The 24,292-nt window shown below is 57.4% G+C and carries 26 protein-coding genes, 1 pseudogene and 1 riboswitch; of the genes and pseudogenes, 23 read left to right on the plus strand and 4 right to left on the minus strand.

The features are described 5' to 3' along the window. Positions 1–52 precede the first annotated feature (52 nt). From Q7F15_RS09905 to Q7F15_RS09920, 4 genes are all read left to right on the plus strand, one after another. Complete coding sequence (locus tag Q7F15_RS09905) at positions 53–1,213, plus strand: iron-containing alcohol dehydrogenase (RefSeq protein WP_304415497.1); 1,161 nt, start codon at positions 53–55, stop codon at positions 1,211–1,213. A gap of 168 nt (positions 1,214–1,381) precedes the next feature. Continuing rightward, positions 1,382–1,603: a WYL domain-containing protein gene (locus Q7F15_RS09910; protein WP_171564793.1), complete on the plus strand. Its 222-nt coding sequence runs from the start codon at positions 1,382–1,384 to the stop codon at positions 1,601–1,603. After that, positions 1,587–1,829 carry a LexA family transcriptional regulator gene (locus Q7F15_RS09915; RefSeq protein WP_304415498.1) on the plus strand — a complete coding sequence of 81 codons (243 nt, stop codon included), beginning with the start codon at positions 1,587–1,589 and terminating at the stop codon, positions 1,827–1,829. Before Q7F15_RS09910 ends, Q7F15_RS09915 begins: the two co-directional genes overlap by 17 nt. Positions 1,830–1,887: 58 nt before the next feature. Continuing rightward, positions 1,888–2,166: a YolD-like family protein gene (locus Q7F15_RS09920; protein WP_304415499.1), complete on the plus strand. Its 279-nt coding sequence runs from the start codon at positions 1,888–1,890 to the stop codon at positions 2,164–2,166. Positions 2,167–2,267: 101 nt separating this feature from the next. On the opposite strand, the gene Q7F15_RS09925 is transcribed toward Q7F15_RS09920, so the two are convergent. Next, positions 2,268–3,059, minus strand: coding sequence for a DUF2935 domain-containing protein (locus Q7F15_RS09925; RefSeq protein WP_230076943.1), 792 nt, complete (start codon positions 3,057–3,059; stop codon positions 2,268–2,270). A gap of 295 nt (positions 3,060–3,354) precedes the next feature. Here Q7F15_RS09925 and Q7F15_RS09930 point away from each other — a divergent pair, with 295 nt between their 5' ends. After that, positions 3,355–5,079, plus strand: a complete 1,725-nt coding sequence (locus Q7F15_RS09930; protein WP_304415500.1) for a WG repeat-containing protein — start codon at positions 3,355–3,357, stop codon at positions 5,077–5,079. Between the two features lie 53 nt (positions 5,080–5,132). Here the strand turns inward: Q7F15_RS09930 and Q7F15_RS09935 are convergent, their stop codons facing one another. Further along, the gene (locus Q7F15_RS09935) at positions 5,133–5,381 is read right to left on the minus strand and encodes a phospholipase A2 family protein (RefSeq protein WP_230077890.1); all 249 of its coding nucleotides are present in this window, start codon (positions 5,379–5,381) and stop codon (positions 5,133–5,135) included. Beyond that, positions 5,320–5,448 (minus strand): hypothetical protein, encoded by a 129-nt coding sequence (locus Q7F15_RS09940; protein WP_256379856.1) that lies wholly within the window; start codon positions 5,446–5,448, stop codon positions 5,320–5,322. Before Q7F15_RS09940 ends, Q7F15_RS09935 begins: the two co-directional genes overlap by 62 nt. A gap of 165 nt (positions 5,449–5,613) precedes the next feature. Between Q7F15_RS09940 and Q7F15_RS09945 the strand changes: the two genes are divergently transcribed. From Q7F15_RS09945 to Q7F15_RS10025, 17 genes and pseudogenes are all read left to right on the plus strand, one after another. Then, positions 5,614–5,859, plus strand: coding sequence for a hypothetical protein (locus tag Q7F15_RS09945; protein WP_171564799.1), 246 nt, complete (start codon positions 5,614–5,616; stop codon positions 5,857–5,859). A gap of 211 nt (positions 5,860–6,070) precedes the next feature. Then, the gene (gene mnmA, locus Q7F15_RS09950) at positions 6,071–7,183 is read left to right on the plus strand and encodes a tRNA 2-thiouridine(34) synthase MnmA (protein WP_212131940.1); all 1,113 of its coding nucleotides are present in this window, start codon (positions 6,071–6,073) and stop codon (positions 7,181–7,183) included. Positions 7,184–7,204: 21 nt separating this feature from the next. Then, positions 7,205–7,531 carry a hypothetical protein gene (locus tag Q7F15_RS09955; protein WP_171564801.1) on the plus strand — a complete coding sequence of 109 codons (327 nt, stop codon included), beginning with the start codon at positions 7,205–7,207 and terminating at the stop codon, positions 7,529–7,531. Positions 7,532–7,576: 45 nt separating this feature from the next. Further along, entirely contained in the window at positions 7,577–8,089 is a 513-nt protein-coding gene (locus Q7F15_RS09960) for an ACT domain-containing protein (RefSeq protein ID WP_212132044.1), read from the plus strand. 221 nt (positions 8,090–8,310) lie between these two features. Next, positions 8,311–9,830: pseudogene (gene adh, locus Q7F15_RS09965) on the plus strand (aldehyde dehydrogenase). Positions 9,831–9,863: 33 nt separating this feature from the next. Further along, positions 9,864–10,238, plus strand: a complete 375-nt coding sequence (locus Q7F15_RS09970; protein ID WP_171564803.1) for a DUF779 domain-containing protein — start codon at positions 9,864–9,866, stop codon at positions 10,236–10,238. 168 nt (positions 10,239–10,406) lie between these two features. Then, complete coding sequence (locus tag Q7F15_RS09975) at positions 10,407–11,690, plus strand: glycoside hydrolase family 18 protein (RefSeq protein ID WP_171564804.1); 1,284 nt, start codon at positions 10,407–10,409, stop codon at positions 11,688–11,690. 104 nt (positions 11,691–11,794) lie between these two features. Then, complete coding sequence (locus Q7F15_RS09980; protein ID WP_171564805.1) at positions 11,795–12,022, plus strand: 50S ribosomal protein L7ae; 228 nt, start codon at positions 11,795–11,797, stop codon at positions 12,020–12,022. Positions 12,023–12,121: 99 nt separating this feature from the next. Beyond that, positions 12,122–13,333 carry an alanyl-tRNA editing protein gene (locus tag Q7F15_RS09985; RefSeq protein ID WP_304415501.1) on the plus strand — a complete coding sequence of 404 codons (1,212 nt, stop codon included), beginning with the start codon at positions 12,122–12,124 and terminating at the stop codon, positions 13,331–13,333. Between the two features lie 36 nt (positions 13,334–13,369). Beyond that, positions 13,370–13,750 (plus strand): kinase-associated lipoprotein KapB, encoded by a 381-nt coding sequence (kapB, locus tag Q7F15_RS09990; RefSeq protein ID WP_171564807.1) that lies wholly within the window; start codon positions 13,370–13,372, stop codon positions 13,748–13,750. 45 nt (positions 13,751–13,795) lie between these two features. Beyond that, positions 13,796–13,906, plus strand: a riboswitch (TPP riboswitch). 232 nt (positions 13,907–14,138) lie between these two features. After that, positions 14,139–14,342, plus strand: coding sequence for a sulfur carrier protein ThiS (gene thiS, locus Q7F15_RS09995; RefSeq protein ID WP_304415502.1), 204 nt, complete (start codon positions 14,139–14,141; stop codon positions 14,340–14,342). 4 nt (positions 14,343–14,346) lie between these two features. Then, positions 14,347–15,117: a thiazole synthase gene (locus Q7F15_RS10000; RefSeq protein ID WP_212131941.1), complete on the plus strand. Its 771-nt coding sequence runs from the start codon at positions 14,347–14,349 to the stop codon at positions 15,115–15,117. Position 15,118: 1 nt separating this feature from the next. After that, positions 15,119–16,387, plus strand: a complete 1,269-nt coding sequence (locus tag Q7F15_RS10005; protein ID WP_376717847.1) for an acetylornithine deacetylase — start codon at positions 15,119–15,121, stop codon at positions 16,385–16,387. 8 nt (positions 16,388–16,395) lie between these two features. Continuing rightward, the gene (gene tenA / locus Q7F15_RS10010) at positions 16,396–17,076 is read left to right on the plus strand and encodes a thiaminase II (RefSeq protein ID WP_171564811.1); all 681 of its coding nucleotides are present in this window, start codon (positions 16,396–16,398) and stop codon (positions 17,074–17,076) included. Beyond that, positions 17,061–17,837 carry an ABC transporter ATP-binding protein gene (locus Q7F15_RS10015; RefSeq protein WP_171564812.1) on the plus strand — a complete coding sequence of 259 codons (777 nt, stop codon included), beginning with the start codon at positions 17,061–17,063 and terminating at the stop codon, positions 17,835–17,837. The genes tenA and Q7F15_RS10015 overlap by 16 nt, the downstream gene beginning before the upstream one ends. Beyond that, on the plus strand, positions 17,837–18,616 hold the full coding sequence (locus tag Q7F15_RS10020; RefSeq protein WP_304415503.1) for an ABC transporter permease: 780 nt from the start codon (positions 17,837–17,839) through the stop codon (positions 18,614–18,616). Before Q7F15_RS10015 ends, Q7F15_RS10020 begins: the two co-directional genes overlap by 1 nt. Positions 18,617–18,631: 15 nt before the next feature. Next, the gene (locus Q7F15_RS10025; protein ID WP_304415504.1) at positions 18,632–19,666 is read left to right on the plus strand and encodes an ABC transporter substrate-binding protein; all 1,035 of its coding nucleotides are present in this window, start codon (positions 18,632–18,634) and stop codon (positions 19,664–19,666) included. 279 nt (positions 19,667–19,945) lie between these two features. On the opposite strand, the gene Q7F15_RS10030 is transcribed toward Q7F15_RS10025, so the two are convergent. Continuing rightward, positions 19,946–21,109 carry a glycosyltransferase family 4 protein gene (locus Q7F15_RS10030; protein ID WP_304415505.1) on the minus strand — a complete coding sequence of 388 codons (1,164 nt, stop codon included), beginning with the start codon at positions 21,107–21,109 and terminating at the stop codon, positions 19,946–19,948. Between the two features lie 255 nt (positions 21,110–21,364). Between Q7F15_RS10030 and dacB the strand changes: the two genes are divergently transcribed. After that, positions 21,365–24,265: a D-alanyl-D-alanine carboxypeptidase/D-alanyl-D-alanine endopeptidase gene (dacB, locus tag Q7F15_RS10035; protein WP_304415506.1), complete on the plus strand. Its 2,901-nt coding sequence runs from the start codon at positions 21,365–21,367 to the stop codon at positions 24,263–24,265. Positions 24,266–24,292: the final 27 nt, after the last annotated feature.

Raw genomic sequence — 24,292 nt, forward strand, 5'->3', positions numbered from 1 at the left:
TGCCAGTTATGATGGTACTGTCACGAGCTTGTAAAAATCGGGGGGAAACCGGATGAATGTTTTTCACTACTATTGCTCCACGCGTATTGAAATGGGAATGGGCAAGGCTCTCCACCTACCGGAACTGCTGCACTCCCTGCAGGTCGGCTCGTCCATATTGCTGGTCAGTGACCCCGGCGTGATCCGCGCGGGCCTGGTTGAACCGATCCAGACAGCTCTGCAGGAAGCGGGTTTTGCCGTGTCGCTGTTTGCGTCGCTTAGCCAAAATCCGCGGGATACGGAATGCTTGGCGGGAGCAGAACAATTCCGTGACACAGGTGCCAGCATGGTGGTGGCCATCGGCGGGGGAAGCGCCATGGACACGGGGAAAACGATCGCGCTGTGCGGACCAAATGGCGGAACGCCCGCCGACTACGCGGACGGACGGCTTCCCTACGCAAACATTGCCCCGATCATTTGCGTTCCCACTACAGCCGGGACGGGATCGGAAGTGACCCGCTCCGCAGTCATTACCGAGTCGGCCACGCACCGAAAAATGACGCTCAAACACGCCGCCTTGCGCCCAACGCTGGCCGTGCTTGATCCCAGTTTGACGCTCAGTGTTCCGCCCGCTGTCACCGCTGCCACCGGCGTCGACGCCTTGGTTCACGCCATCGAGGGGTATACCTGCAAGGTGACCAATCCGATCTCGCAAGCCCTCGGCGCCCGTGCGATGCAGACGATTGTCTCCGCACTGCCGGCTGCTTATGCCGATGGTCGAAATGTAGAGGCCCGTTCCGCCATGCTGGAGGGCAGTCTGCTGGCGGGGCTCTGTTTTGGCTCGGCGGATGTCGCGGCTGTGCACTGTCTGGCGGAAGCGCTCGGCGGGCTTTACGACACGCCCCACGGCGTCGCGAATGCGGTATTTTTGCCCCATGTGCTTCGGTTCAATGCAGTGGAAAACAAGCCGATGCACGCCGGATTGGCGCGTTACATGGGGTTTGCCGCCGATGCGGACGCGGACGAGTTGGCTGTCGAAAAGCTGATTGACGGCATTGAGGCCTTTACGCACAGCCTGGACATTCCAAAGCTGAAAGACTTGCCGGGTGTGCGCGAAGAGGACTTTCCGCGGATCGTAGAGCTGTCGGTACAAAACGCCTCCACGCCAAGCAATGTGCGGACGATTACGGCGGAGGATTACCTGCGCATTCTGGAGGAGGCGTATCGGTCGTAAGAATGCCGGAAACAATTGAAGCGCCGCACTTCTGACGCAATCACCACAATGGGCTGACAATGGTGACCAAACACATGCTCCACGCACAGTGGGGCATTTTTTCTTGCATGTTCGCCTCGTGTTCGCATATAATACAAACAAATGTTCGTATACACAGGAGGAATGACGATGATCGGGTACCTGCAGCGCTATATGAACAGCGGTCAGCTAGTCGAGATCATCTATCTGGATCGCCATGGGCGAACGTCGAAGCGAACTGTCCGAATTCATGAGATCAGCAGGGGGCGTGTAAAAGCCTACTGTTTTGCGCGTCGGGCGTTTCGCATCTTCTCCGTTGACAACATCCTCGCTGCAGTTCCAGTGGTGAAACAGCGTGCTGCAGGATATTGAACGTAAGGTGCTCCGCATCATCGCCAACTTTTCTGTTGGGCGCAGGCGAACGCCGAACGTGGATGAACTGTGCGTGAAAACAGGTCGCAGCCGCGCCGGTGTCATGGAGGTACTGGCCATTTTGGCACGGGAAGGGTACATCCAATGGGATCGCTCACACCCGAACGACATCAAGCTGTTGGAAGCGTGGGAACGAAAGGAGACATCTGGATGGGGCAGAAAATAGGAGATTGGTTCAGAACCGCGCGGATGGTACAGCCGGAGAAAAAACAGAAAGCGGGCCTGTGAACGCGGATGAAGGGCTTGCAGAGAGACCGGTTGTTGACGAGATCGACTATGATGAAAACTGTTTTCGTATCTATGACGCTACGCAGTACGACTACGCGATCAGCGTTACATGGTTCCGGGAAATATCCGCAGGACGCGGCGTGTTTGAAACGGCATGGGGGAGCGTAAAGCAGATTGACGCTGACGAACGACGGTTCCTGCTGGTCAGTGATTGTGATTCTGTGTGGATTCAGATCGAGGATGTCGTGCGTGTGACGAAATCGTACACCGGTTGACTCCTACAGCTCACTTGGTTCAAATGTTGTAAAATGTTGAAACCCCCATTATGGGGGTGGGGGTGGATTCATCATGCTTACAGACCGATATGACGTTCTCTTTATTTCGAGGAGGACAAAGCCACCTCAAATGCATCCAGGATTTCGAGAAAGCGCGATGCTTCTCTGAATACGTGATCAGCGAGCAGCGGCGGGATTATGCTTTTTATTCTGCATGCCTCAATCAGTTCACGTGCTGTCTTCTTGAAGTCGCGCAATTGACGTACGGAAACGCGATTTTGATCGACAAATTGTTCAAGGAGAGGAAGGGTTTGTGACTGAGGCCGCATGGAGTTGAGGTCAATCGCTTGATAAAGGAGTTGATCAAAGTCATGGCTAAACTCACGAGCCTGTTCGACAAGTTTTCTTTCGGAAGGATCAAGCAAGTGGTTGATAAATTTGGCGTGGTCTGCCATGATTCTGAGGAAAAATACATTTTCATTAATGATGGCATCGGGCAAGGGATCAAGGGTTCCCGTATTTAATTGCTCTAATCGATTCATGAAATAGGCAGCTTCCCTGCTGATATGATCGACCAACAAGGGAAAATTATTTCCCCCAATCTTGCAGCGAATAATCAAGTCAAGGACTCTTCGTTTGAACTTCCAAATGTGACAAACCGCATGGTGAACGACATTGTTAAATTCGAAAATTCTTTGCGGGTCTGCATCCGGCGAGAAGGCATGGGCCTGATTTTCAATGTCTTCAAAAATGTTGTAAAACCGATTGGCTTCGTCGATTAATTTGGTATCGTCACAACGAAACCCCAATTTAAGGAACAGGGAATGTTCTTTCATGATTCTTGACCAAAATCTGATTTCATCTAACGACCGACTCACAAATGTATCTGCCATACGGTAACTCCTCCATGCATTTTTGTGTCGCTTCGCGCAATCCTGGCCACTGGGAATGGACAGTTCCCAGCGTGGATTCGCATCCGCAGACGACTCCTTTGTATTTGCAAGTACGATGTATCTCTATGCCAATACCCAGGTCGTGGACTGGGCTTACGCCTACATTTTGAAAAAGTGCGAACTTGGACGCTCACGCCCAAAAATGTTTTGTGCTGGAAACTGACAACCGGAACTTTTCCATTTCATTGGCGTCTTAACATTTTGCAACACATTTGACGAAAGAGGGAGAAGTTACTTGAAGAAGTACAGAAAACACTGCTTGAAGATGGTAGTCGCCGGCGTTTTGGCGTGGAGCAGCGTCGGTTTGACGGCTGCGGCGGAGTCCGTTACGTTTCAGGACGTCACCTCGGCCTACTGGGGGTACGATACGATCAGATGGGGTGTGGAGCAGCGTTTGGTTTCCGGTTTCCCGGACCGCACCTTCAAACCGGATCAGTACGTCAAGGAAAGCGAATTTTTGGCGATGCTGCTCCGTTATTACGCTAACCACGGAAACGCACTGACGCTTCAGCCTGCAGGTACATACTGGGCTGACGTTTATTATCGTCAGGCCGAAGCGTATCATTGGCCGGTGTCCCGTGCTCAGTCGGCTCGTCCGATCAAACGGGGCAGTGTAGCCAAACTGATTGCTGCCTCGCAGGGCTTCCGTTACGACACGAACAACGCGATCCAGTATTTGTACAACCAAGGGCTGGTCAAAGGGCGGGGGGAAACAGCCAGCTTGACCGGCTTTGCCAAGGAATCGTATCTCACCCGGACAGAAGCGGTTCAATTCATCAAGAATCTGGCGGACAAGTCCATCGTCCAAGCCAAACCGGCGCCCGATCAGCCGTCCACTCCGCTCATTCCGCCGAGTGAGAAATTGTACCCGTTCACCCAAAACGGCAAATGGGGATACATGGATGCTGCGGGTCGTGTCCTGGTCGATCCGCAGTTTAGCAATGCCAGACCGTTTCGGGATGGATTGGGGGCGGTATACTTCAACGGCAAATGGGGATTTGTCGGAGCCAATGGCGAATTGGCGATTCCCCTGCAGTTTGATGATGTGAAAGATTTCAGTGAGGGACTGGCTGCCGCGCGGGTCGGTTACAAGTACGGGTACATCAATAAACAAGGGAAGTGGGCCATCAACCCTGTCTATCCGCTGGGGTCTGCCTACGAGTATGACAGAGGCGTCGATTTTCAAGAGGGGCTTGCTGTCATTACACAAGGGAACAAGTACGCCTTCATCACCAAAAGCGGCAAGGTTGTCTCGGCAGCGTATGACGAGGTCATGCCGTTTCAGGAAGGACTTGCCGCCGTGCGGGTCGGCAACCTGTGGGGGTATATCGACCAAAACGGAAAGGTGGTCGTCAAACCGCAATTTGACATCGCCAACGACTTTCACGAAGGCCTGGCCGCGGTAGCGCGAAACGGTCGGTACGGCTATATCGGCAAAAACGGTGCCTACGTCATCAAGCCGCAATTTTCAGTGGAGGGGCTCAATTACAATTACAGCGGCAAGCCGCGGTTGTTTGACTTTCATGAAGGATTGGCCCGGGTTATGATCAGCGGGAAGTACGGGTATATCGACAAAACAGGAAAGACCGTCATTTCACCGACGTTTGACACCCGCAATCAAACAGGTGACTATGCCACGGATTTTTCTGACGGCCTGGCAATGGTCAGGATCGGATACCGATTCGGTTATATTGACAAGACCGGAAAAATGGTGATCCCGGCACAGTTTGATGAAGCAGAGTCATTCTCCGAGGGGCTGGCGCGCGTCCGCGTCAAGGGGAAAGACGGATTTATCGACAAAACCGGAACATGGGTGATTTCGCCGCAATTTTCCCATGCACGCAGTTTTCAAGACGGTTTGGCGCTGGTGACGCCGGACGGGTCGAACGATCAAATCTATATTGATAAAAAAGGAAACTACGTAATGAAACAAGTGGCTGGAACTGACCTGATCCAATGAAGTGAGGGGCGAATGACTTCATGACCAGATAACGATCCCAGGCGGTTGATCGCTTAGCGCTTGGGATCGCAGATGCTTTTGCAAAAATACAGATACATGAGATAGGCGATTCGCCCGTTCTCCGTCTTGTGATCAATGCACCGCTTCAGGCATTTCACCATTTTTCTGTCGCAGCTGCACGCAAAATAGCCGCGTTTTTGGTAACACTTGTCGTGCATCATGCAGCACCAGTCTATCTCGTCAATGGGCGGATTTGGCCCAGAACAGCCGGGACCGCACCAGTTTCCGTAAAAACAGGGAATTGATCCAAAACGCCGCTTGCGGATTGGCACTTCGCATCACCGCCATGGAAAGAGTTACTACTACCATATCGGGTTTCGCCAAAAGTGATTGTACGCTTATCTGATCGACTGACGCTGCTTTTTCACCATTGACAGTTCGGGGATTGGCAGCCGGCGTCAAGACTGGCAGAATGAAGAGGACAAGCCAGCTTCCCTGTACAGGGCCGAAGCGTTTGACGAAGGAGAGAATTCCATGAAGACGGCATTATACCAGATCGCCTATCAAATCGGCATCCATCCCACAAAAATGGCCAAGCTGGTGCGGGAAGGCGAAATTACCGGCGAGGTGCCGGGAGACAACCCGCAGTCCAAGGAGGCCTGGATCGACCTCCTCTCCCTGCGCAATTACATCGAGTGGCAGCGTGAGCAGGGGCGACTGGACGAAGCAGCCTATTGGAAGGCGATTCGCCACATTGAACGAACGCTTAAAAACCGGTAACCCGCAGACAAGGCAAAGGAAGTGGAACACCCGCCGGGAAGAGCGTCCCCATCTGTCTTTGCGTTGTACACAGTACGAAACGTTTTCCGCCTCAAACACAAAATAGAAAGGTGCAGTCAACCATTCGCACTTCGCTTTGTTTCTACACATGAATTGTCGCTGAAAACGTGGTATGCTGATAAGGAACCTTAGTGAAAAGAGGAGAAAGACCATGAAGCGACCAGAAGACACGCGCGTCGTCGTCGGCATGTCCGGTGGGGTCGACTCCTCCGTGACGGCTTACCTGCTGAAACAACAGGGATACGACGTCATCGGCATCTTTATGAAAAACTGGGATGATACCGATGAATTTGGCCACTGCACGGCGGAAGAAGACTTCCAGGACGTCCGGCGCGTCTGCGAACAAATAGGCATCCCGTACTACACGGTTAACTTTGAAAAAGAATACATGGAGAAAGTCTTCCAGTATTTTTTGGATGAATATAAACGGGGACGCACGCCCAACCCGGATGTCATGTGCAACCGGGAAATCAAGTTTGGCGAACTGCTCGACAAGGTGATGGACCTCGGCGCCGATTACATTGCGACCGGCCACTATGCCCGGGTGGAGTACCGGGACGGAGCGTATCGGCTGCTGCGCGGTGTTGACACCAACAAGGATCAGTCCTACTTTCTCAACGCCCTGAATCAGCACCAATTGTCCAAAACGATGTTTCCGCTCGGTTCCCTGACCAAGCCGCAGGTGCGGGAGATCGCGGAAAAAGCGGGGCTGGCCACCGCCAAGAAGAAGGACAGCACCGGGATCTGTTTCATCGGGGAGCGCAATTTCCGCGAGTTTCTGCAAAACTATCTGCCCGCCAAACCGGGGAACATCGAAACGGTGGACGGCGAAGTGATCGGCCGCCACGATGGCTTGATGTATTACACCCTGGGACAGCGGCAGGGGCTGGGTATCGGCGGCGGACACGGAAAGACCGGCCAACCGTGGTTTGTGGTTGACAAGGATTTGGAGCGCAACGTGCTGATTGTCGCCGAAGGGGCCGGCCATCCCCGCCTTTACTCTACCAGTCTGATCGCTACTGACGTGAACTGGATCAGCGGCAAGGAGCCGGAGTCTTCCTTTACCTGTACAGCCAAGTTTCGCTACCGACAACCGGATCAAGGTGTGACGGTGCATCTTCGCGAAGGCAACACCGTGGAGGTCGTCTTTGATCAGCCGCAAAAAGCGGTTACGCCGGGACAAGCCGTTGTCTTCTACAACGGGGAGGAGTGCCTCGGCGGCGGAATCATCGACCAGGTGACGCGGCTGGATGCAGAGAATTAACGCGGATGGGAGAATCGGAACGTGGAAGCGACACAGAAATCAAAGCTGATCATCGTTTCGTTTTTGCTGGGAGCGATACTCATCGGGGGACTGGCCTACATGGGCTTGTACACCACAAGTCAGGAGCACGTGTCGATGATTCACGAAAAGATCGCCAGCCAAGGGGGAAAGGTGACAGCCATTACCGTCGTCCCTGTGGATGAGAGCCCGTTTGAGAAGAGCGGAAAAGGAAACACGATCTACAAAATCACGTACGAAAAGGACGGCAACACCTTGACGGCGTGGTATCGCTCGATCAATCATTCCTCGATCATCAAAGAGGAAGAAGCGTGGATTCTCCCCAGGTAACACCCGAGAAAACAAAGAGATGACAGGGGATGTGAGTGCATGAACATGATCAATGCGGAACAACTGCGCGACCTGGCAAGCCTGATCCGCAGGCTGGAGCCAAATCTGGCGGGAGCGTCGCTGACGATCCTGGCATACGAGCAACGCGATGCCATTGCCAAGGCGTTGGTGGAAGGACTGGGTGCCGACGTACCGGTACAGACCAGTTCGGGGGAGTACGCCAACCATCTGGCTGTTGTCCGGGTGGGAGGCAACAAGTACACGATCGCCCAGGACTGGCGGGAGGTGTACATTGCCGAGATCAATTACTGTCCATGCCGGATTCCGCCGCAATCGCACGGACTGCTCGTCTATCACAATGATTATCCCGGCGTGATTTACGACGTGTCCCGCATATTAGCCGACAATCAAATCAACATCTCCAAATTGAATGTCTCCCGAGAGCAAAAAGGGAAAAACGCGCTGCTCGTGTCCGTTACCGACGAAGCCATTACGCCTGACGTGGTCACTGCCATTGAGAAACTGCCGCAGATCACCCGCGTGATTTCCCTCCAATGAAGCACACGGCCGTCCGCAACCGCGGGCGGCTGTTTTTTGTACATCATTTGTACATCAGCAGATGGATGAGCGGGACGGGGCTGTATTCGGTCTGGTGGCCAAAATCGGGCCCCTCCAAATTGTACGAGACCCGGGCTGGGAGAAACGCTTCTGATTTGTCCGCTTCCCTCATATGTATAAAAGGGATGAACATGAAAGTGAAAGAGGAGGAGTGGCCATCGATGATCTACGCGCAGCCGGGACAACCAGGGGCAAAGGTTTCGTTCAAAAAGCGGTACGAAAATTTTATCGGAGGGAAATGGGTTCCGCCGGTAAAGGGGAGTACTTTGAAAATGTCACGCCCATAACGGGACGGGCATTTTGCGAAGTGCCGCGCTCCACGGCGGACGATATTGAATTGGCGCTGGATGCGGCTCATGAGGCAAAAGCAGCGTGGGGGCGCACATCACCGGCAGAGCGGGCGGCCCTCTTGAACAAAATCGCCGACCGCATGGAAGCCAATCTGGAAATGCTGGCCGTAGCGGAAACGTGGGACAACGGCAAGCCGATTCGCGAGGCGCTGGCAGCCGATCTGCCGCTGGCGATCGATCATTTCCGCTACTTTGCCGGCTGCATCCGGGCCCAGGAAGGAAGCATCAGCCAAATCGACGAGCACACGGTGGCCTACCATTTCCACGAGCCGCTCGGCGTCGTCGGTCAAATCATCCCGTGGAACTTTCCGCTGCTGATGGCCGTATGGAAACTGGCTCCGGCACTCGCCGCAGGCAACTGCGTCGTGTTGAAGCCGGCCGAACAGACGCCCGCGTCCGTTCTGGTCTTCCTCGAACTGGTGCAGGACCTCATTCCGCCCGGTGTCGTCAATGTGGTCAACGGCTTTGGACTGGAAGCCGGCAAACCGCTGGCCACCAGCAACCGGATCGCCAAAATTGCCTTTACAGGGGAGACGACGACCGGCCGCCTGATCATGCAGTACGCGTCGCAAAACATCATCCCGGTGACGCTGGAGTTGGGCGGCAAGTCGCCAAACATCTTCTTTGAGGACGTCTGCGCCAAGGATGACGCGTTTTTCAACAAAGCGGTGGAAGGATTCGTCATGTTTGCGCTCAATCAGGGCGAGGTCTGCACGTGCCCGTCACGCGCCTTTATCCAGGAGTCGATATACGACCGGTTCATGGAAAAAGCGCTGGCCCGCGTTGCGGCGATCAAGCAGGGCAACCCGCTCGACACAGAGACGATGATCGGTGCGCAGGCGTCGGCGGAACAATTGGAAAAAATCCTCTCCTACCTCGACATCGGCAGACAGGAAGGGGCTCAGTGTCTGATCGGCGGCGAGCGGAACATCCTTCCCGGTGAGCTGAAAGACGGGTACTACGTCAAGCCGACCGTGTTCAAAGGGCATAACAAGATGCGCATTTTCCAGGAAGAGATCTTCGGCCCGGTCGTCTCCGTGGCCACCTTCCGGAACCAGGAGGAAGCGCTGGAACTGGCCAACGACACGCTGTACGGGCTGGGGGCAGGCGTCTGGACCCGCGACGTGAATCTGGCGTACCGGATGGGGCGCGAGATCCAGGCCGGCCGCGTCTGGACCAACTGCTACCACGCCTATCCGGCGCATGCCGCGTTTGGCGGGTACAAGGTATCCGGCATTGGCCGCGAGACGCACAAGATGATGCTTGAGCACTATCAGCAGACGAAAAACCTGTTGGTCAGCTACAGCCCGGATGCGCTCGGATTGTTCTGAGCGAGACAAAGCCCCTGTAAAAGGAGGAAGCGCATGGGCACAGTGCCGAAAGTGCTGGCAACAGAAGCGGCGCTGCGGTTGATCGAGCGGCTGAAGGAGAGGTACGGACCGCTGTTGTTCCACCAGTCGGGCGGTTGCTGCGATGGCAGCTCGCCGATGTGCTATCCGCGCGGAGAATTTCTCATCGGGGAAAACGACGTGCTGTTGGGCGAGATCGGCGAGACGCCGTTTTACATGAGCGCCGCCCAGTACGAATACTGGAAGCACACGCAGCTCATCATCGACGTGGTGCCGGGGAGAGGGGGCATGTTCTCCCTGGAAGGGCCGGAGGGCGTCCGCTTTCTCACCCGCTCGCGGGTGTTTACCGACGAGGAGATCCGCACGTTAAAAGAATCTGGCGAGCTGTGACAAGCGGCGGCGCGGTAAACTTCCGAAGCAAGTAACAAAGCATCCCGGAGGATCATCTTCGGGATGCTTTTTTTGCGGCAAACGTGTGAGCGTTTGGGCGAGACAAACACCTATCTGCCTCGCATTGAATAGATGGAAGAGAGAGACAAAACGCGAAGGAGGAGGCGCATGCAAATTCATGTGGTGCAGCCGGGACAGACACTGTCAGGCATCGCCCAGGCGTACGATTCGTCTGTCGAAGCGATCGCGCGGGCCAATGAGCTCCCTGATCCCGGCAGGCTTGTCGTCGGACAGGCGCTGGTGATCCCCATCCGGGGCAGCTATTACTGGGTGAGGCAGGGTGATACGCTGTACACCATTGGCCAGCGTTTTGGCATCAGTGCCGCGGAACTGGCCCGGGCCAATCAAATTTCACAATTCCGTCCCCTGCAGGTAGGGATGCGGTTGTTCATTCCGCCGCGCCCGCGACCGGCGGCTGACTTTAACGCCTATGCCGAGCCGCGGCGAACGGTGACCCCGGCATTGGAGGCAGACGTGCGCAGAGCGGCGCCGCATCTGACGTATCTGGCGCCGTTCAGCTTTCGGATCAGGCGGGACGGCACGCTGTCGCCCCCGCCGCTAAATGACTTTGCGCAGATTGCCCGGGAGAATCGGAACGTCCTGATGATGGTGGTCACCAATCTGGAGGGGGAACGGTTCAGTTCAGATCTGGGCAGCCTGGTGTTGAACGACATGTCAGTGCAAAACCGGCTGCTGGACAACATCATCAGTACATCGCAGCGGCTTGGTTTTGGCGACATTCACTTTGACTTGGAAGCTCTGCCTGCTGCTGATCGGGACGCCTACGTCCGCTTTTTGCGACGCGCCCGCCAGCGGGCGAGCGCAGTGGGAAAAATGGTCTCCGCCGCCCTGGCACCCAAGACCAGAGCAGATCAGCCTGGTCTTTGGTACCCCGCCCACGACTACCGGGCAATCGGAGAAATCGTCGACTTTGTCGTGATCATGACGTACGAATGGGGATACAGCGGCGGTCCGCCCATGCCGGTTTCGCCCATTGGTCCCGTACGCCGGGTCCTGGAGTACGCCTTGACGGAAATGCCCGCCAACAAAATCTTGATGGGCCAGAATTTGTACGGGTACGACTGGAGGCTGCCCTTCCAGCCCGGCACGACCGCTCGCTCCCTCAGCCCGCAGGCGGCAATCGCGTTGGCACGGGAGCGGAACGTCAACATTCAGTACGATTATCAAGCGCAGGCGCCGTTTTTCGAGTACACGGACGACGATCAGAACCGCCATCGCGTCTGGTTCGAAGACGCCCGTTCGATCCAGGCCAAGTTCAACCTGGTCAAGGAACTGGGCCTGCGCGGCGTCAGCTACTGGAAATTGGGGCTGCCGTTTCCGCAAAACTGGCTGTTGATCGAAGACAATTTTCGCGTTCGCAAACGAGTGTGAAGACTACGCAGAAACAAAAGGCGTACCTCCGAACGGGGCGTACGCCTTTTTCTTCGCCTGCCACTCATGGTATGATGGTGCAAAACGGAAGAAGGAGAGGGCATATGGGAGAATGCAGACTGAATCACAGCGTGGAAGACGTGCGGGCGAAGCTGGCGGAGCAGACGCCCTACCTGCCCGAAGCGCTGGCAGCCCGTCTTGAGGAATTGCTCGCAACGCCGCTGTCCCAGGAGACGTTGAACGAACTGTTTCATTTGTTGAAAAAATACGATCTCGCTTCGCCGGAGGAACGAGCAGAACGGGAGCAAAAACTGGCGCGACTGGCCGGCTGAGCGACACGTACATACGGCAGTATCCGGACGAGGGAGACTTGCGTGAAGCGAAATGGATAAAACCTGCTGGAAGACAAAAATCGGCAGTAAGGAGCGGCTATGAACAACCGATTGTACTATGACGATCCGTATTTGCACACCTTTGAAGCAAGCGTGCTGAAATGGGGGACGGAACCCGACGGGACACCGTACGTGGTGCTGGACCGCACTGCCTTTTACCCGACAGGGGGAGGGCAGCCCTGCGATTTGGGCGAGCTGGGCGGCATCCGCGTCATCGACGTGGTGGAAGTGGACGGTGACATCCGCCACCGCTTGGAAGCTCCGCTGCCCCAGGAGCGGCAGCAGATCGCGGGCCAAATCGATTGGCCCAGGCGGTTTGATCACATGCAGCAGCACGCCGGGCAGCACATCCTCTCGGCGTCGTTTGTCGAGGTACTGGGGGCAGAGACCGTCGCCTTTCACCTCGGCAGGGATTACGTCACCATTGATGTCCGGTTGGATGAGCTGTCCATTCAGCAGGCGGAGCAGGTAGAAGCCCTGGCCAACCGCATCGTGCTGGAAAACCGGCCCATCGAGGCACGGTTTGTCACGGACGCTGAACTGGCCCTCATGCCTCTTTGCAAACAGCCAACCGTCAGCGAAAACATTCGTGTGGTAATTATCCCGGACTTTGACTACAACCCCTGCGGCGGCACCCATCCGGCTCGGACCGGCGAAGTGGGGCCGATTAAAATCATCGGGTGGGAGCGGCACCGCGGCAACATCCGGCTCACGTTCCTCTGCGGCTGGCGGGCTCTCGCCGACTATTCCCGCAAGCATCTGCTGCTGCGTGAGTTGACCCGCACGCTGAGTACCGGCGAGCCGGAGCTGGCCGAGCAGGCACAGCGGCTGGTGGCGGAACGCGAACAGCTGAAAGCGGCGCTGGAGGAAAAAGAAACACAATTGCTCGAAGGAGAAGCGCAGTCTCTGCTGGCGCAGACGGTACCGCTGTCTGACGTACGGCTGGTGAAGGCCGTGTGGGCTGGCCGGAGCATGCAGCAGCTGCAGCAGCTCGCCAGATTGGTAACGGCACAGGCAGCGGACGCGGTCTGTCTGTTCGCGGCCGAGGGAGACAAGCTGCAGATTCTGTTCGCTCGCGGCGAGCAGGTGGCGCTGCCGATGAACCAATTGCTGAAGGATACGCTGCCCTTGATCGACGGCAAAGGAGGCGGCAATCCTGCGCTGGCCCAGGGAGGGGGCGCGCCGATTCTTCCTGCGGAAGCGGTGCTGGCACACGCCTGCCGGCTGCTGGAAGAATCGATCAGGGTATAACAGGACTGACGCTTTTTCAAGAAAGGAGAGATAGACATGTCGCTGTGGCAAACGGGAGATCTGGTACGCGTCTCCTACAGAACGGGCGAATACGTGACGGAAGTGTTGGAAAATCACGGGGACAAACTGCTGGTCAAGGTGCTTGCGGTATTGAAATACCCGACGCAGGGCGACCTGCACAACCCGTACGAGGTGGATGTGCCGCTGTTTCATCAGCGTCCCGCGCTGTCTTATCAGGAAAAGATCATGGTGCCCAGTCAGACCGTGATCCGTTACGGTGGAGCGGTGCCCGACTACAAGGAATCGGTTCAGACCGCTTTGGAGCGGGAGATGGACAAACTGCGCAAAATGGTCACGTGGGCCCAGCGCTGTCTCGACGAGTTGGAGGCACTGCGCAAGGAGACCTTTACAAACTAAGGGCAGCGTGCTACTGTAGTAGTCGAGCAAGCAAAACTGCATAGCGCAATACCAAACGGGGGCCGAGCATAGTCGGCTGAGATTGTAACGAATGTGTTACTGACCGTTGAACCTGACCTGGGTCATGCCAGCGGAGGAAGAGGTATCGGCTGCATTAACGCACTGTCGTGATTTCGTGCCGCGACACGCGGACCGAAGTGCGATCACTGCACATGCATAACCAAAACCATCCGTGGCGGATGGTTTTTTTGTTTGCCGTCCGCCCGACATCGGTGCAAACGGCTTCTTCTGTCTGGACTTCGGTCAGGCAGGGAAGCCGTTTTTTTATCGGCTGGAAGACGACAAGCGGCCGGCCATTCCCGACGGCGCTGACGAAAGGAGGGGGACCATGCTGGTACAGTTGAACGGCAAACGCGTGGAGCTGGAAGACGAGGTTAATACTGTCAGAGCCCTGCTAATGTCCTACCAACTGCAGGAAAAGATCGTGGTCGTGGAGCGCAACGGCGAGATTGTCGACCGCGCCCGTTATGAAACCACGCCAGTCGCAGACGGCGATCGAATCGAAATCGTTCACTTTGTCGGAGGAGGCTGACAAGATGGATACATTGAAAATTGGACCGTATGAGTTTCGTTCCCGCCTCTTGCTGGGAACCGGTAAATTTCCCGATTTGGACACGCAGACCCAGGCGGTGGCAGTATCGGAAGCGGAGATCCTTACCTTTGCCGTGCGCCGGCTCAATTTGGAAGATCCGCACGCGCCCAACTTTTTGGAACGGTTGGATTTGAAAAAATTCACCCTGCTGCCAAACACGGCAGGCGCTTACACGGCCGAGGAGGCGGTGCGGATCGCCCGGCTGGCCAAGGCGTCGGGGCTGTGCGACATGATCAAGGTGGAAGTGATCGGCGATCCCAAGACGCTTCTGCCTGATCCGATCGGCACCTTGGAGGCATCCCGCATCCTGGTGCAAGAAGGCTTCATCGTATTGACCTACACCAACGATGACCCGATTCTCGCCAAACGGCTGCAGGAAGTGGGTGTGCACGCAGTCATGCCGGGAGCGTCGCCGATCGGTTCCGGCCAAGGGATTCTCAATGAGCACAACCTGCGCTTCATCATCGAAGACGCCAAGGTGCCGGTTATCGTGGACGCGGGCATCGGGTCTCCGGCCGACTGCGCCAAGGCGATGGAGTTGGGGGCGGACGGCGTCCTGCTGAACACAGCCGTGGCGCTGGCAGACAACCCGGTGCTGATGGCCGAAGCGATGAAATTGGCCGTGGAGGCGGGGCGCAAGGGTTTCCTCGCCGGGCGCATCCCGAAAAAGCGTTACGCCTCGGCCAGCAGTCCGACAGAAGGGATGATTGAATAACGTGGAACGCGTCACGGCAGCTATAGCCGAGCGGAGAGAAGAGTTGTTTGCCCTGCTGGCCGAACTCGTCGCTCATCCCACGGTCAGCCCGCCTGCCCGCAACAGCGGCGGCGCGCAGAGCCTGATCGCCCGAAAACTGGACGAGCTGGGCTTTGAGGTAGATCGCTGGCCGGTCTTTCCCGGCGATGACAACGTGGTGGGCCGCCTGCGGGGCACTGCGCCGGAGCGGGCGCACAGCCTGATCATCAACGGGCATATCGACGTGGCGGAAGTGGGCGACGACAGCGGCTGGACCTATCCGCCGTTTACGCTTACCCGGGGCCGGGACGGACGCCTGTACGGACGCGGCGTCGCCGACATGAAAGGCGGCCTGGCAGCCAGCCTGTTTGCCATCCGGATGCTGCGCGAGCACGGAATCGAGCTGAAAGGCGACCTGATTTTTCAATCGGTGATCGGCGAAGAAGCGGGGGAAGCAGGCACTCTCTCCGCCATCGAACGGGGCTATTCCGCCGACTACGCCGTCGTGGTGGACACCAGCCACCTGCACATGCAGGGACAGGGCGGTGTGATTACCGGCTGGATCACGGTAGAAAGCCCCGTCACCCTGCACGACGGGATGCGGGCAAAAACCATCCATGCCGGCGGACGCGTGCACGGTGCCTCCGCGATCGAAAAGATGATGAAGATCATCGCCTCGCTGCAGGAGCTGGAACGCCACTGGGCAGTGATGAAGTCGTACCCGGGATTTTCGCCGGGCAGCAACACGATCAACCCCGCGGTCATCGAGGGCGGTCGGCATGCGGCATTTATCGCCGACCGCTGCGCGCTGTGGATCACCGTCCATTTTTACCCCAACGAATCGCATGAAGCGATCATTCAAGAAATCGAAGCCCATGTGCAGGCGGCGGCTGCGGCCGATCCGTGGCTGCGGGACCACCCGCCGACATTCCGGTGGGGAGGACGGTCGATGATCGAAGAGCGGGGCGAGATTTTCCCCTCGCTGGAACTGGATCAAAACCATCCGGCGCTATCCAGACTGAAGCAGGCCTATCAGGCGGTGATGCAGCGTACACCTGTGGTGGACATGTCCGGAACGGTAACGGATGCGGGCTGGTTTGCCCACGCCGGCATTCCGGCGGTGATCTTCGGACCCGGCGAGCTGTCCCAGGCCCATGCCGTTGACGAGTCGATCGATCCGGACGAACTGGTCCGCTTTGCGCAAATTATGGCCCGGTTTCTCGCAGACTGGTGCAACACGGAAAAGGAGTGAATGTCCTCGTGGCCACTTTTACAGAGCGCCTGTTGAATCGCGTCGCCCCGATTTGGGAGCGTTCGCATCGTCATCCGTTCGTAACCGGCTTGGGCGACGGCAGTCTGCCGGTTGAATCGTTCCGGTTTTACCTGAAGCAGGATTACGTCTACCTGATCGACTACGCCAAACTGTTCGCAATCGCCAGTACCAAGGCAGACGATCTGGCCACCAGCGCCAGATTTGCCGCCCTGCAGGAGTCGACGCTTCATTACGAGATGGAACTGCACCGGCAGTACGCTGCCCGCTTCGGGATTTCCCGCGAAGAACTGGAGGCGACCGAGCCGTCATTTGTCATGCTGGCCTACACCAGCTACATGCTGAAAGTAGCCCACCAAGGCACGCTCGCCGAACTGGTCAGCGCCGTTCTTCCCTGCACGTGGAGCTATTGGGAGATCGGCAAGCAACTGGCGCAGGTGGACGGCGCACTGGATCATCCGCTCTACGGTGAGTGGGTGCGCACCTACAGCTCCGACGAGTTCGGCCAACATGCACAGTGGCTGATCGGACTGATGGATCAACTGGCGGAAGGCAAAAGTGAACGGGAGCTGAACCGTCTGGAAGAGCATTTTCTCAATACCTCGCGCATGGAGTATCTGTTTTGGGATATGGCATACCGGAGGGAAATGTGGCCGTGCGAGAAAAACTAGCCTTCGCCGGCGTCCGATTCTCCTACGGGGAGAAGGCCATACTCGACGGATTTCAGCTTGCGGTCGGACGCGGCGAACTGGTCAGCCTGATCGGGCCGAGCGGGATTGGCAAAAGCACGCTGTTTCAGCTGGCGGCAGGCCTGCTGGAGCCGCAACACGGCGAGATCAGGCTGGACGGGGAACCGGCAGCCCGGCGGCTGGGGCAGGTCGCCTATATGCCGCAGCGTGATCTGCTGATGCCGTGGCGGACAGTCGTGGAAAACGCCGCGCTGCCGTTGGAGATTCAGGGCATGCCGCGCAGGGAGGCACAGGCCCGGGTAAGGCAGGAGCTGCCACGCTTCGGTTTGGACGGCTGGGCGGATGCTTATCCGGCGCAGCTCTCCGGCGGCATGCGGCAGCGGGTATCGTTTTTGCGCGCGCTGATGACGGGCAGCGACCTTTTGCTCCTGGACGAGCCGTTCAGCGCTTTGGACGGCATCACCCGGATGGAGATGCAGGAGTGGCTGCTTACGATGTGGCAGCAGACGGGTTGCACGATGTTGTTGATCACCCACGACATCGACGAGGCGATCCTGCTGGCGGACCGAATCGTCGTGCTGCTTGGCAGCCCGATCAGCAGTCCGGTGGAACTGGACGTCCCGGTGCCGCGGCCGCGCTCGCTGGCGAGCCGCAGTCATCCGGCGTTTCAGGCGCTGCGCGGGCAGATTTGGGAGCTGTTGCGGCAATCGGCCACGGCACAGCCGGTCGGGAGGTATGCGTGATGAAGACGGTTCACCAGGGCATCTGGTTTGGCCTCTCGTTCGTGCTGCTCTTGGCCGGCTGGGAAGCGGTCTGCCGCCTGTTTGCCATCCCGCCGTTTATCCTTCCGCCGCCAAGTGCCGTGCTGCTGGCCGTATGGGATTTGCGCGAGCAGCTGTTCGGCCTGCACCTGTGGGCAACGCTGCGGGAAGTGCTGTTGGGGTTGTCGGCGTCGATCGTGTTTGGCATTGCGCTCGCCCTGATGATGAGTCTCAGCCGCCCGGTGGAACGGCTGGTCTATCCCTATATCGTGATTTCACAGACGATTCCCATCATCGCCCTGTCGCCTGTCTTCATCCTCTGGTTTGGCTACGAACTGTCGGGAAAAATCGCTGTGACGATCCTGTTCACGTTTTTTCCCATCGTCGTCAGCACCTATGATGGTCTGCGCGCGGCCGACCCGGAGATGGTCAACCTGCTGAGGACGATGGGGGCGTCGCGCTGGCAGATTTTTTCCAAACTGCAGCTTCCGGCCAGCCTGCCGCATTTTTTCAGCGGTCTGAAGGTAGCGGCCACGTACAGCGTAGGAGGGGCAACCATCGGCGAGTGGCTGGGCGCGAGCGAGGGATTGGGCTATTTCGGCCGGCGGGCATCGGGCAATTTTCAGGCACCCGCCCTGTTTGCCTCCGTGCTGCTGCTCTCTGCCCTTGGCATGCTGCTCTTCTGGCTGGCCGGCATGATCGAACGGCGGTTTGCACCACATGCGCGCACAAACACACGGAAACAGATGAAAACACAGTAAGGAGAATATTGAGCCATGAAACGTTATTCCAGATGGGCCAAGACATTGATGAGCTTGTCGCTGGCGGCTGGTCTGGCGGCGTGCGGCAGCCCGGCAGGAAGCGAGACGGCACCGCAAGCCAATCAGCCGGCGGTGGGCACAGGCGAGCCGACCGAACTGACCATCGCGCTCGACTGGTATCCAAACGCCGTGCACTCGTTCCTCTACGCGGCAGAAGAACAGGGTTATTTTCGTGAGGAAAACCTGAACGTCCACCTGCAAATGCCATCGGACACCAACGACCCGCTGAAAATGGTGGCGGTCGGCAAGGTGGACTTGGCCATCAGCTACCAGCCGCAGGTGGTGCAGGCTCGTTCCGAAGACATTCCGGTCGTCTCCATCGCGGCGCTCGTGCGCGAGCCGCTGAACGTGATCATGACGCGCAAGGACAGCGGTTTGGACACGCCGGAAAAGCTGGTTGGCAAAAACATTGGCTATCCGTCCATTCCGCTGGACGAGTCGATCGTCCGCACTGTGCTGAAGCATACGGGCGCGGACGATTCCAAGCTCAGTTTTACCAACATCGGCTTTGACATCATCCCGGCGCTCACAGCGAAACAAGTGGATGCGGTAGTGGGCGGCTATATCAACCACGAACAGTTGATCCTGGAGAAAAATGGCGTACCCGTCAACGTTATCAAGCCCAGCGACTACGGCGTTCCTTCCTACTATGAGCTGGTTATAGCCACCAGCGACGAGACCTTGGGCAAAAAGCAGCAGGCGCTGGAGGCGTTCCTGCGGGCGGCTGCCAAAGGACAGGAATACGTGAAGAACCACAAGGCGGAAGCGCTCCAGCTCCTCTTGGACAAACAGGCCAAAGAGTTCCCGCTGGATCAAGACGTGGAAACAAAGAGCCTGGACATCTTGCTGCCGCTGATGGACGCGGGCGACCAGCCGTTCGGCACCCAGACGGCCGAATCCTGGCAGAAGCTGATCGACTGGATGAAACAAGAGAAGCTGATCACAAACGACGTCAAGGTGGACGACGTCATGCGCAATCTGTTGAAGTAGTTGAAGATAACGAACAAGCCCAAACGTTCAACACGCGTTTGGGCTTGCTTTTATCCTGCACACCCCCTTTCCTTTTTGCTGACAATGGTCTTATAATGGAAAGGGGAAATCAGGACAAGGAGACGTTTTGATGAACGACAATCGCGAAGATCGCTACAATAAGCTGATTATCTGGACGTTTGTCGGCAGTGTGTTGATTTGTACGCTGTCCGTCGCCATTTACATGTACATGATCATGTTTTGAATAAACGGGAACAACAATGAAGCCACTGACGCCGGTCAGTGGCTTTTTTTGGACGACGAGGCTGCTGAACGGACATCCTGGTAATGCGCTTTTAGTCGGCGGACTGTACCGTACCAGTTGAAAGAGGAGCGGACCCTCGTCCTGCCGTTGGCAATCAGCCGTCTGCGCAGTGCCGGATTGTTGCGGATGCGGGCGATGGCGCGGGCAAAAGCGGCCGGGCTGTTGGCCTGGTTGACCAGCAGGCCGCTGTGTCCGTGTATGACAACTTCCCGTATCCCGCCGCGATTGGAAGCCACAACGGGGATGCCGGATGCCATCGCTTCGGTGTTGACGGTGGCCAGGCCTTCGCGAAACAGGGTGGGGCAGACAAAGACATCTCCGAGCTGGAACATCTGGTGCACCCGGGAAGGCGGCACGTAGCCCGTGAAGCGGACAGGGACGCGCAGGCGCTTGGACAGATTGCGAACGTACCGCATGTATGGCGTCTGCCGCCTCACGCCTGGCCAGGAGGCGCCGACAGCCACCAGGCGGATGTTGGGTATGCGCCGTTTCAACTGAGCGACGGAGCGGATCAGGGTATGCAGTCCCTTGCCTCTGACGATTCGTCCGACGAACAGAACATTGAAACTCCCGGCCAATCCCATGCGTCTCCGCAGACGCAGTTTCGCCGCGGCCGGCCACGGACGGAATTTTACCGCGTCCACTCCGGGAATCGCGGTGCGGAATTTGTGGGCGTGGGCGGGATAGCGCCGTTTCATCGTGTTGGTGACAAACGACGATACGGACGTGATGCCGTTCACCTGACGGAGGATCGCATTGGCCTGCGGCAGGGTCAAGCGAGACATGAATGTAAGCGAGTGGAGCGACAGAATGATCGGCGTATGGGGGAACGCCTGTCGCACAAACGGAACAAATCGCGGCCGATTCTCAATCTGGATGATGTCAAACGACTGTCCCGCCACTTTGCGCAGCGCGGCGCGCAGGTAGGCGAACGGCCTGCTGCTGGGGACGCGGATCACCTGAAGGTTGCCGCCGACGTACCGGCTGACGCTCGGCAAGCGGGGATGGCTGCGGCTGAGCAGCACGACCTTTTCGCTTTGCGCCATGCGCTTGAAAATGTTGTACGTGACGGATTCGACGGAGCCGCCTTTGATCGGGGGGACCGGCAGTTGCTTTGGACAAACAACCAGGATGCGCACCTCTTCACCCCTCCACGTGTACGTTTGTTGAGTTAATGCCTGTATATCCTATGTCGGGACGAGGTGTGAACTCCTAGACAACTACCTGTTTTCAAAAAATAGGCCGCCCATGCCACACGGGGGATACAATGCTGCAAGAGAAACTGCCCCTTTGTTGCCGGTATGATATTTCGGAAAATTTTGCAAAATGGTATTATGGTACATAGGTCTGCTAGATTTTTCAATCTGGCACTACACTAGGAGAAGGAGGGTATTATGAATCAGTTACACAAACGCATAGGGATGTGGCTGCTGACGCTGCTGTTGCTGCTGAATGTTGCGGCGGTACCGGCCCTTGCCCAAAAGGCAGCAACCGCAGCCGACCCGCTGACAGCCCACATCGAAAAACTGCTGGCCGATCTGGCCCGTGATGAGAACAGCATCGGTCTTCACGCGGGCATCGCCGTATACGATTTGCACGAAAAGGCGTATCTGTACCGGCACAACGCCCACCGAACGTACGTGCCCGCGTCCAACCTGAAGCTCTTTACCTCTGTCGCGGCGCTGGACAGACTGGGCCCCGATTACCAATGGAAGACGGAGGTGTACGCTGCGGGCAAGCTGCTGCCAAGCGGCGTGCTCAATGGCGACCTGATCCTAAAGGGGTATGGGAACCCCGGGCTGTCCGTCGAAGACTTGCAGCGTATCGCGGCCGCGCTGAAGGAGAAGGGGCTGACCCAGATAAACGGCGATCTTTTGGTAGACGACAGCTATTTCGATGACACCCGCCTCGGCATCGGCTGGATGTGGGATGACGAGCCATACGGCTACAGTGCCCAAATAAGCGCACTAGCGGTACATAAGAACAGCATCACTGTAACAGTCACGCCGGCGAAACAAGCGGGAGAGGCACCGACGTTGACGATGGAGCCGGATACGTCCTACATCCGGTTGGTAAACAAACTGAAAACGGTCGAGGGCACCACAAGCAACATCAGTGTAGAGCGGCCGCGCGGCACAAATACGGTCGTCTTTTCCGGAATGATCGGCATTCAGGCCAAGCCCTACCAGGAAGACGTGACGATGGAAGACCCCGCCCTGTTTGTTGCCGATGTGTGGAAGCGGCAGTTGGCTGCCGCCGGGATCAAACTGCGTCCCCAGGCGAAAACGGCCAAAACCACGGTCACTACGGGCGTCGCGCTCTACACCCACCTGTCCAAACCGCTGTCCGAGCTGCTCGTGGAACTGAACAAGGAGAGCGACAACTTCTACGCCGAGATGTTTTTGAAGACGCTTGGGGCGACGCAAAAAGGAGAGGGCAGCAGCAAAGCGGGGAGCGAAGTGGTCGCCGACGTGCTGAAGCGGGCAGGTATAGACGCCGGTTATCAACAGGTGGACGGTTCCGGCCTGTCTCGCTTCAACTGGATCACCGCCGAGCAGATGGTCAAACTGCTCGCCTTCGTGCAGGAGCAGGAGTATCGGGATGCGCTGGAAACGTCCCTGCCGATCGCCGGTGTGGACGGCACCTTGAAAAACCGTCTGCAGGGAACCCCGGCGGAGCGGAACGTCATCGCCAAGACCGGCTCGATGGGCGGCGTAAACAGCCTGTCCGGCTACGCCACAGCCAAAAACGGCCACAAGCTGGCGTTTTCCATCCTGATCAATGGCATCTACAAATCAAAGTACGCCCGCGATCTGCAGGACCAGCTCGCGATCCTGCTGACCCAGTACCCGGAGCTTGCCCCCCCGGACAAATACGAGGCGCAGGAGCCCGCCACCTACAAGCTCTCTGCGCTGTTGGACCCGATCCTCGACGCTGCCGACCAGTCCGGTATCACCGCCGGCGTGATCGTCAAGTCGCTGGACGATAAAGGAGACGACGCTGTCTGGTACGAGCGCAACGCGGATACGTTGATGACACCGGCCTCCAATTTGAAACTGCTGACATCAGCGGCGAGTCTCCTCCAGTTGGGGAGTGGGTATACATTTAAAACGGAGCTGTATGGATCGGCGCCCTTGCCGAAAAACGGCGTGCTGAACGGCGATCTGTATGTCAAGGGCTACGGCGATCCCACCTTGCACACGGAGGACCGTCTGAAGGTGCAGGAAGGCGTTTCCGTCGAAGAAATCGCAGGCTGGCTGAAAGCGCAGGGCATCAAGCGGATTAATGGCAATCTGGTGCTGGACGACAGCTATTTTGATGACCAGCGGCTCGGCCTCGGCTGGGCCTGGGACGACGAGAGCTACTACTACAATCCGCTGATCGGCGCGCTGTCCCTCAACCGCGGCACGGTCATGGTGGAGTACCAGCCGGGTGCGAAAGCGGGAGAAGCGGTTCAGGTAAATCTGCTGCCCAAGACCGCGTACGTCAAGATCATCAACGAAGCGAAAACGGTCTCAGCCGGTGAGGAAAACACCTTTGCCATCACGCGCGAACGTGGAACGAACACGATTCACGTCACCGGAAACCTGCCGCTGGGAACGGCAGGCGACTACGAACGGGTACCGGTGGAAGAGCCTGCCTTGTACTTCGGCACAGTCCTGCGGGAGGTGCTGGAAAAGGAAGGAATCACCTTCGCCGGCAGCGGTAAGGTATTAGCAGGAACTGTTCCCGCTCAGGCGGTCAAGTGGACGGAGTTTGCGTCGCAGCCGCTGCGGGAGATCGTCTCCTATCTCAACAAGAAAAGCGACAACTTCTACGCCGAGATGCTGTTAAAAACACTGGGTGCGGTCAAAGGGGAGGAGGGCAGCGCTGTAGCCGGTGTGAAGGTCGTGAGTGATACTGTTCAATCGCTTGGAGGCCGCACCAATTTTGACATGGTGGACGGCTCCGGTCTGACCCGCTACAACCTCATCTCCGCCCGTCACGTCCTGTCAGTGTTGGAGGGAATGAGCAGGCAGGAGACCTTCGAGATGTACTACGACTCCCTGGCGGTGGCCGGCGTGGACGGAACGCTGCAAAACCGGATGAAGGGAACGGCAGCCGAACAGAACGTACACGCCAAGACAGGCTCGATGACAGGCGTGAACTGCCTGTCCGGCTACGTGACCACCCAGGACGGCAAGAAGCTGGCGTTCTCCATCCTGCTGAACGGGTACGCAAAAGGCAGCAAAACCTTTACAGACATCCAGGATCAGATCGCCATTGCGCTCGCCTCATTTCAAGAGGACCAATGAAAAGCTGGCGACTTCACCATAGCTGAC

Source organism: Brevibacillus aydinogluensis (genome assembly GCF_961514395.1).
GTDB lineage: Bacteria > Bacillota > Bacilli > Brevibacillales > Brevibacillaceae > Brevibacillus > Brevibacillus aydinogluensis.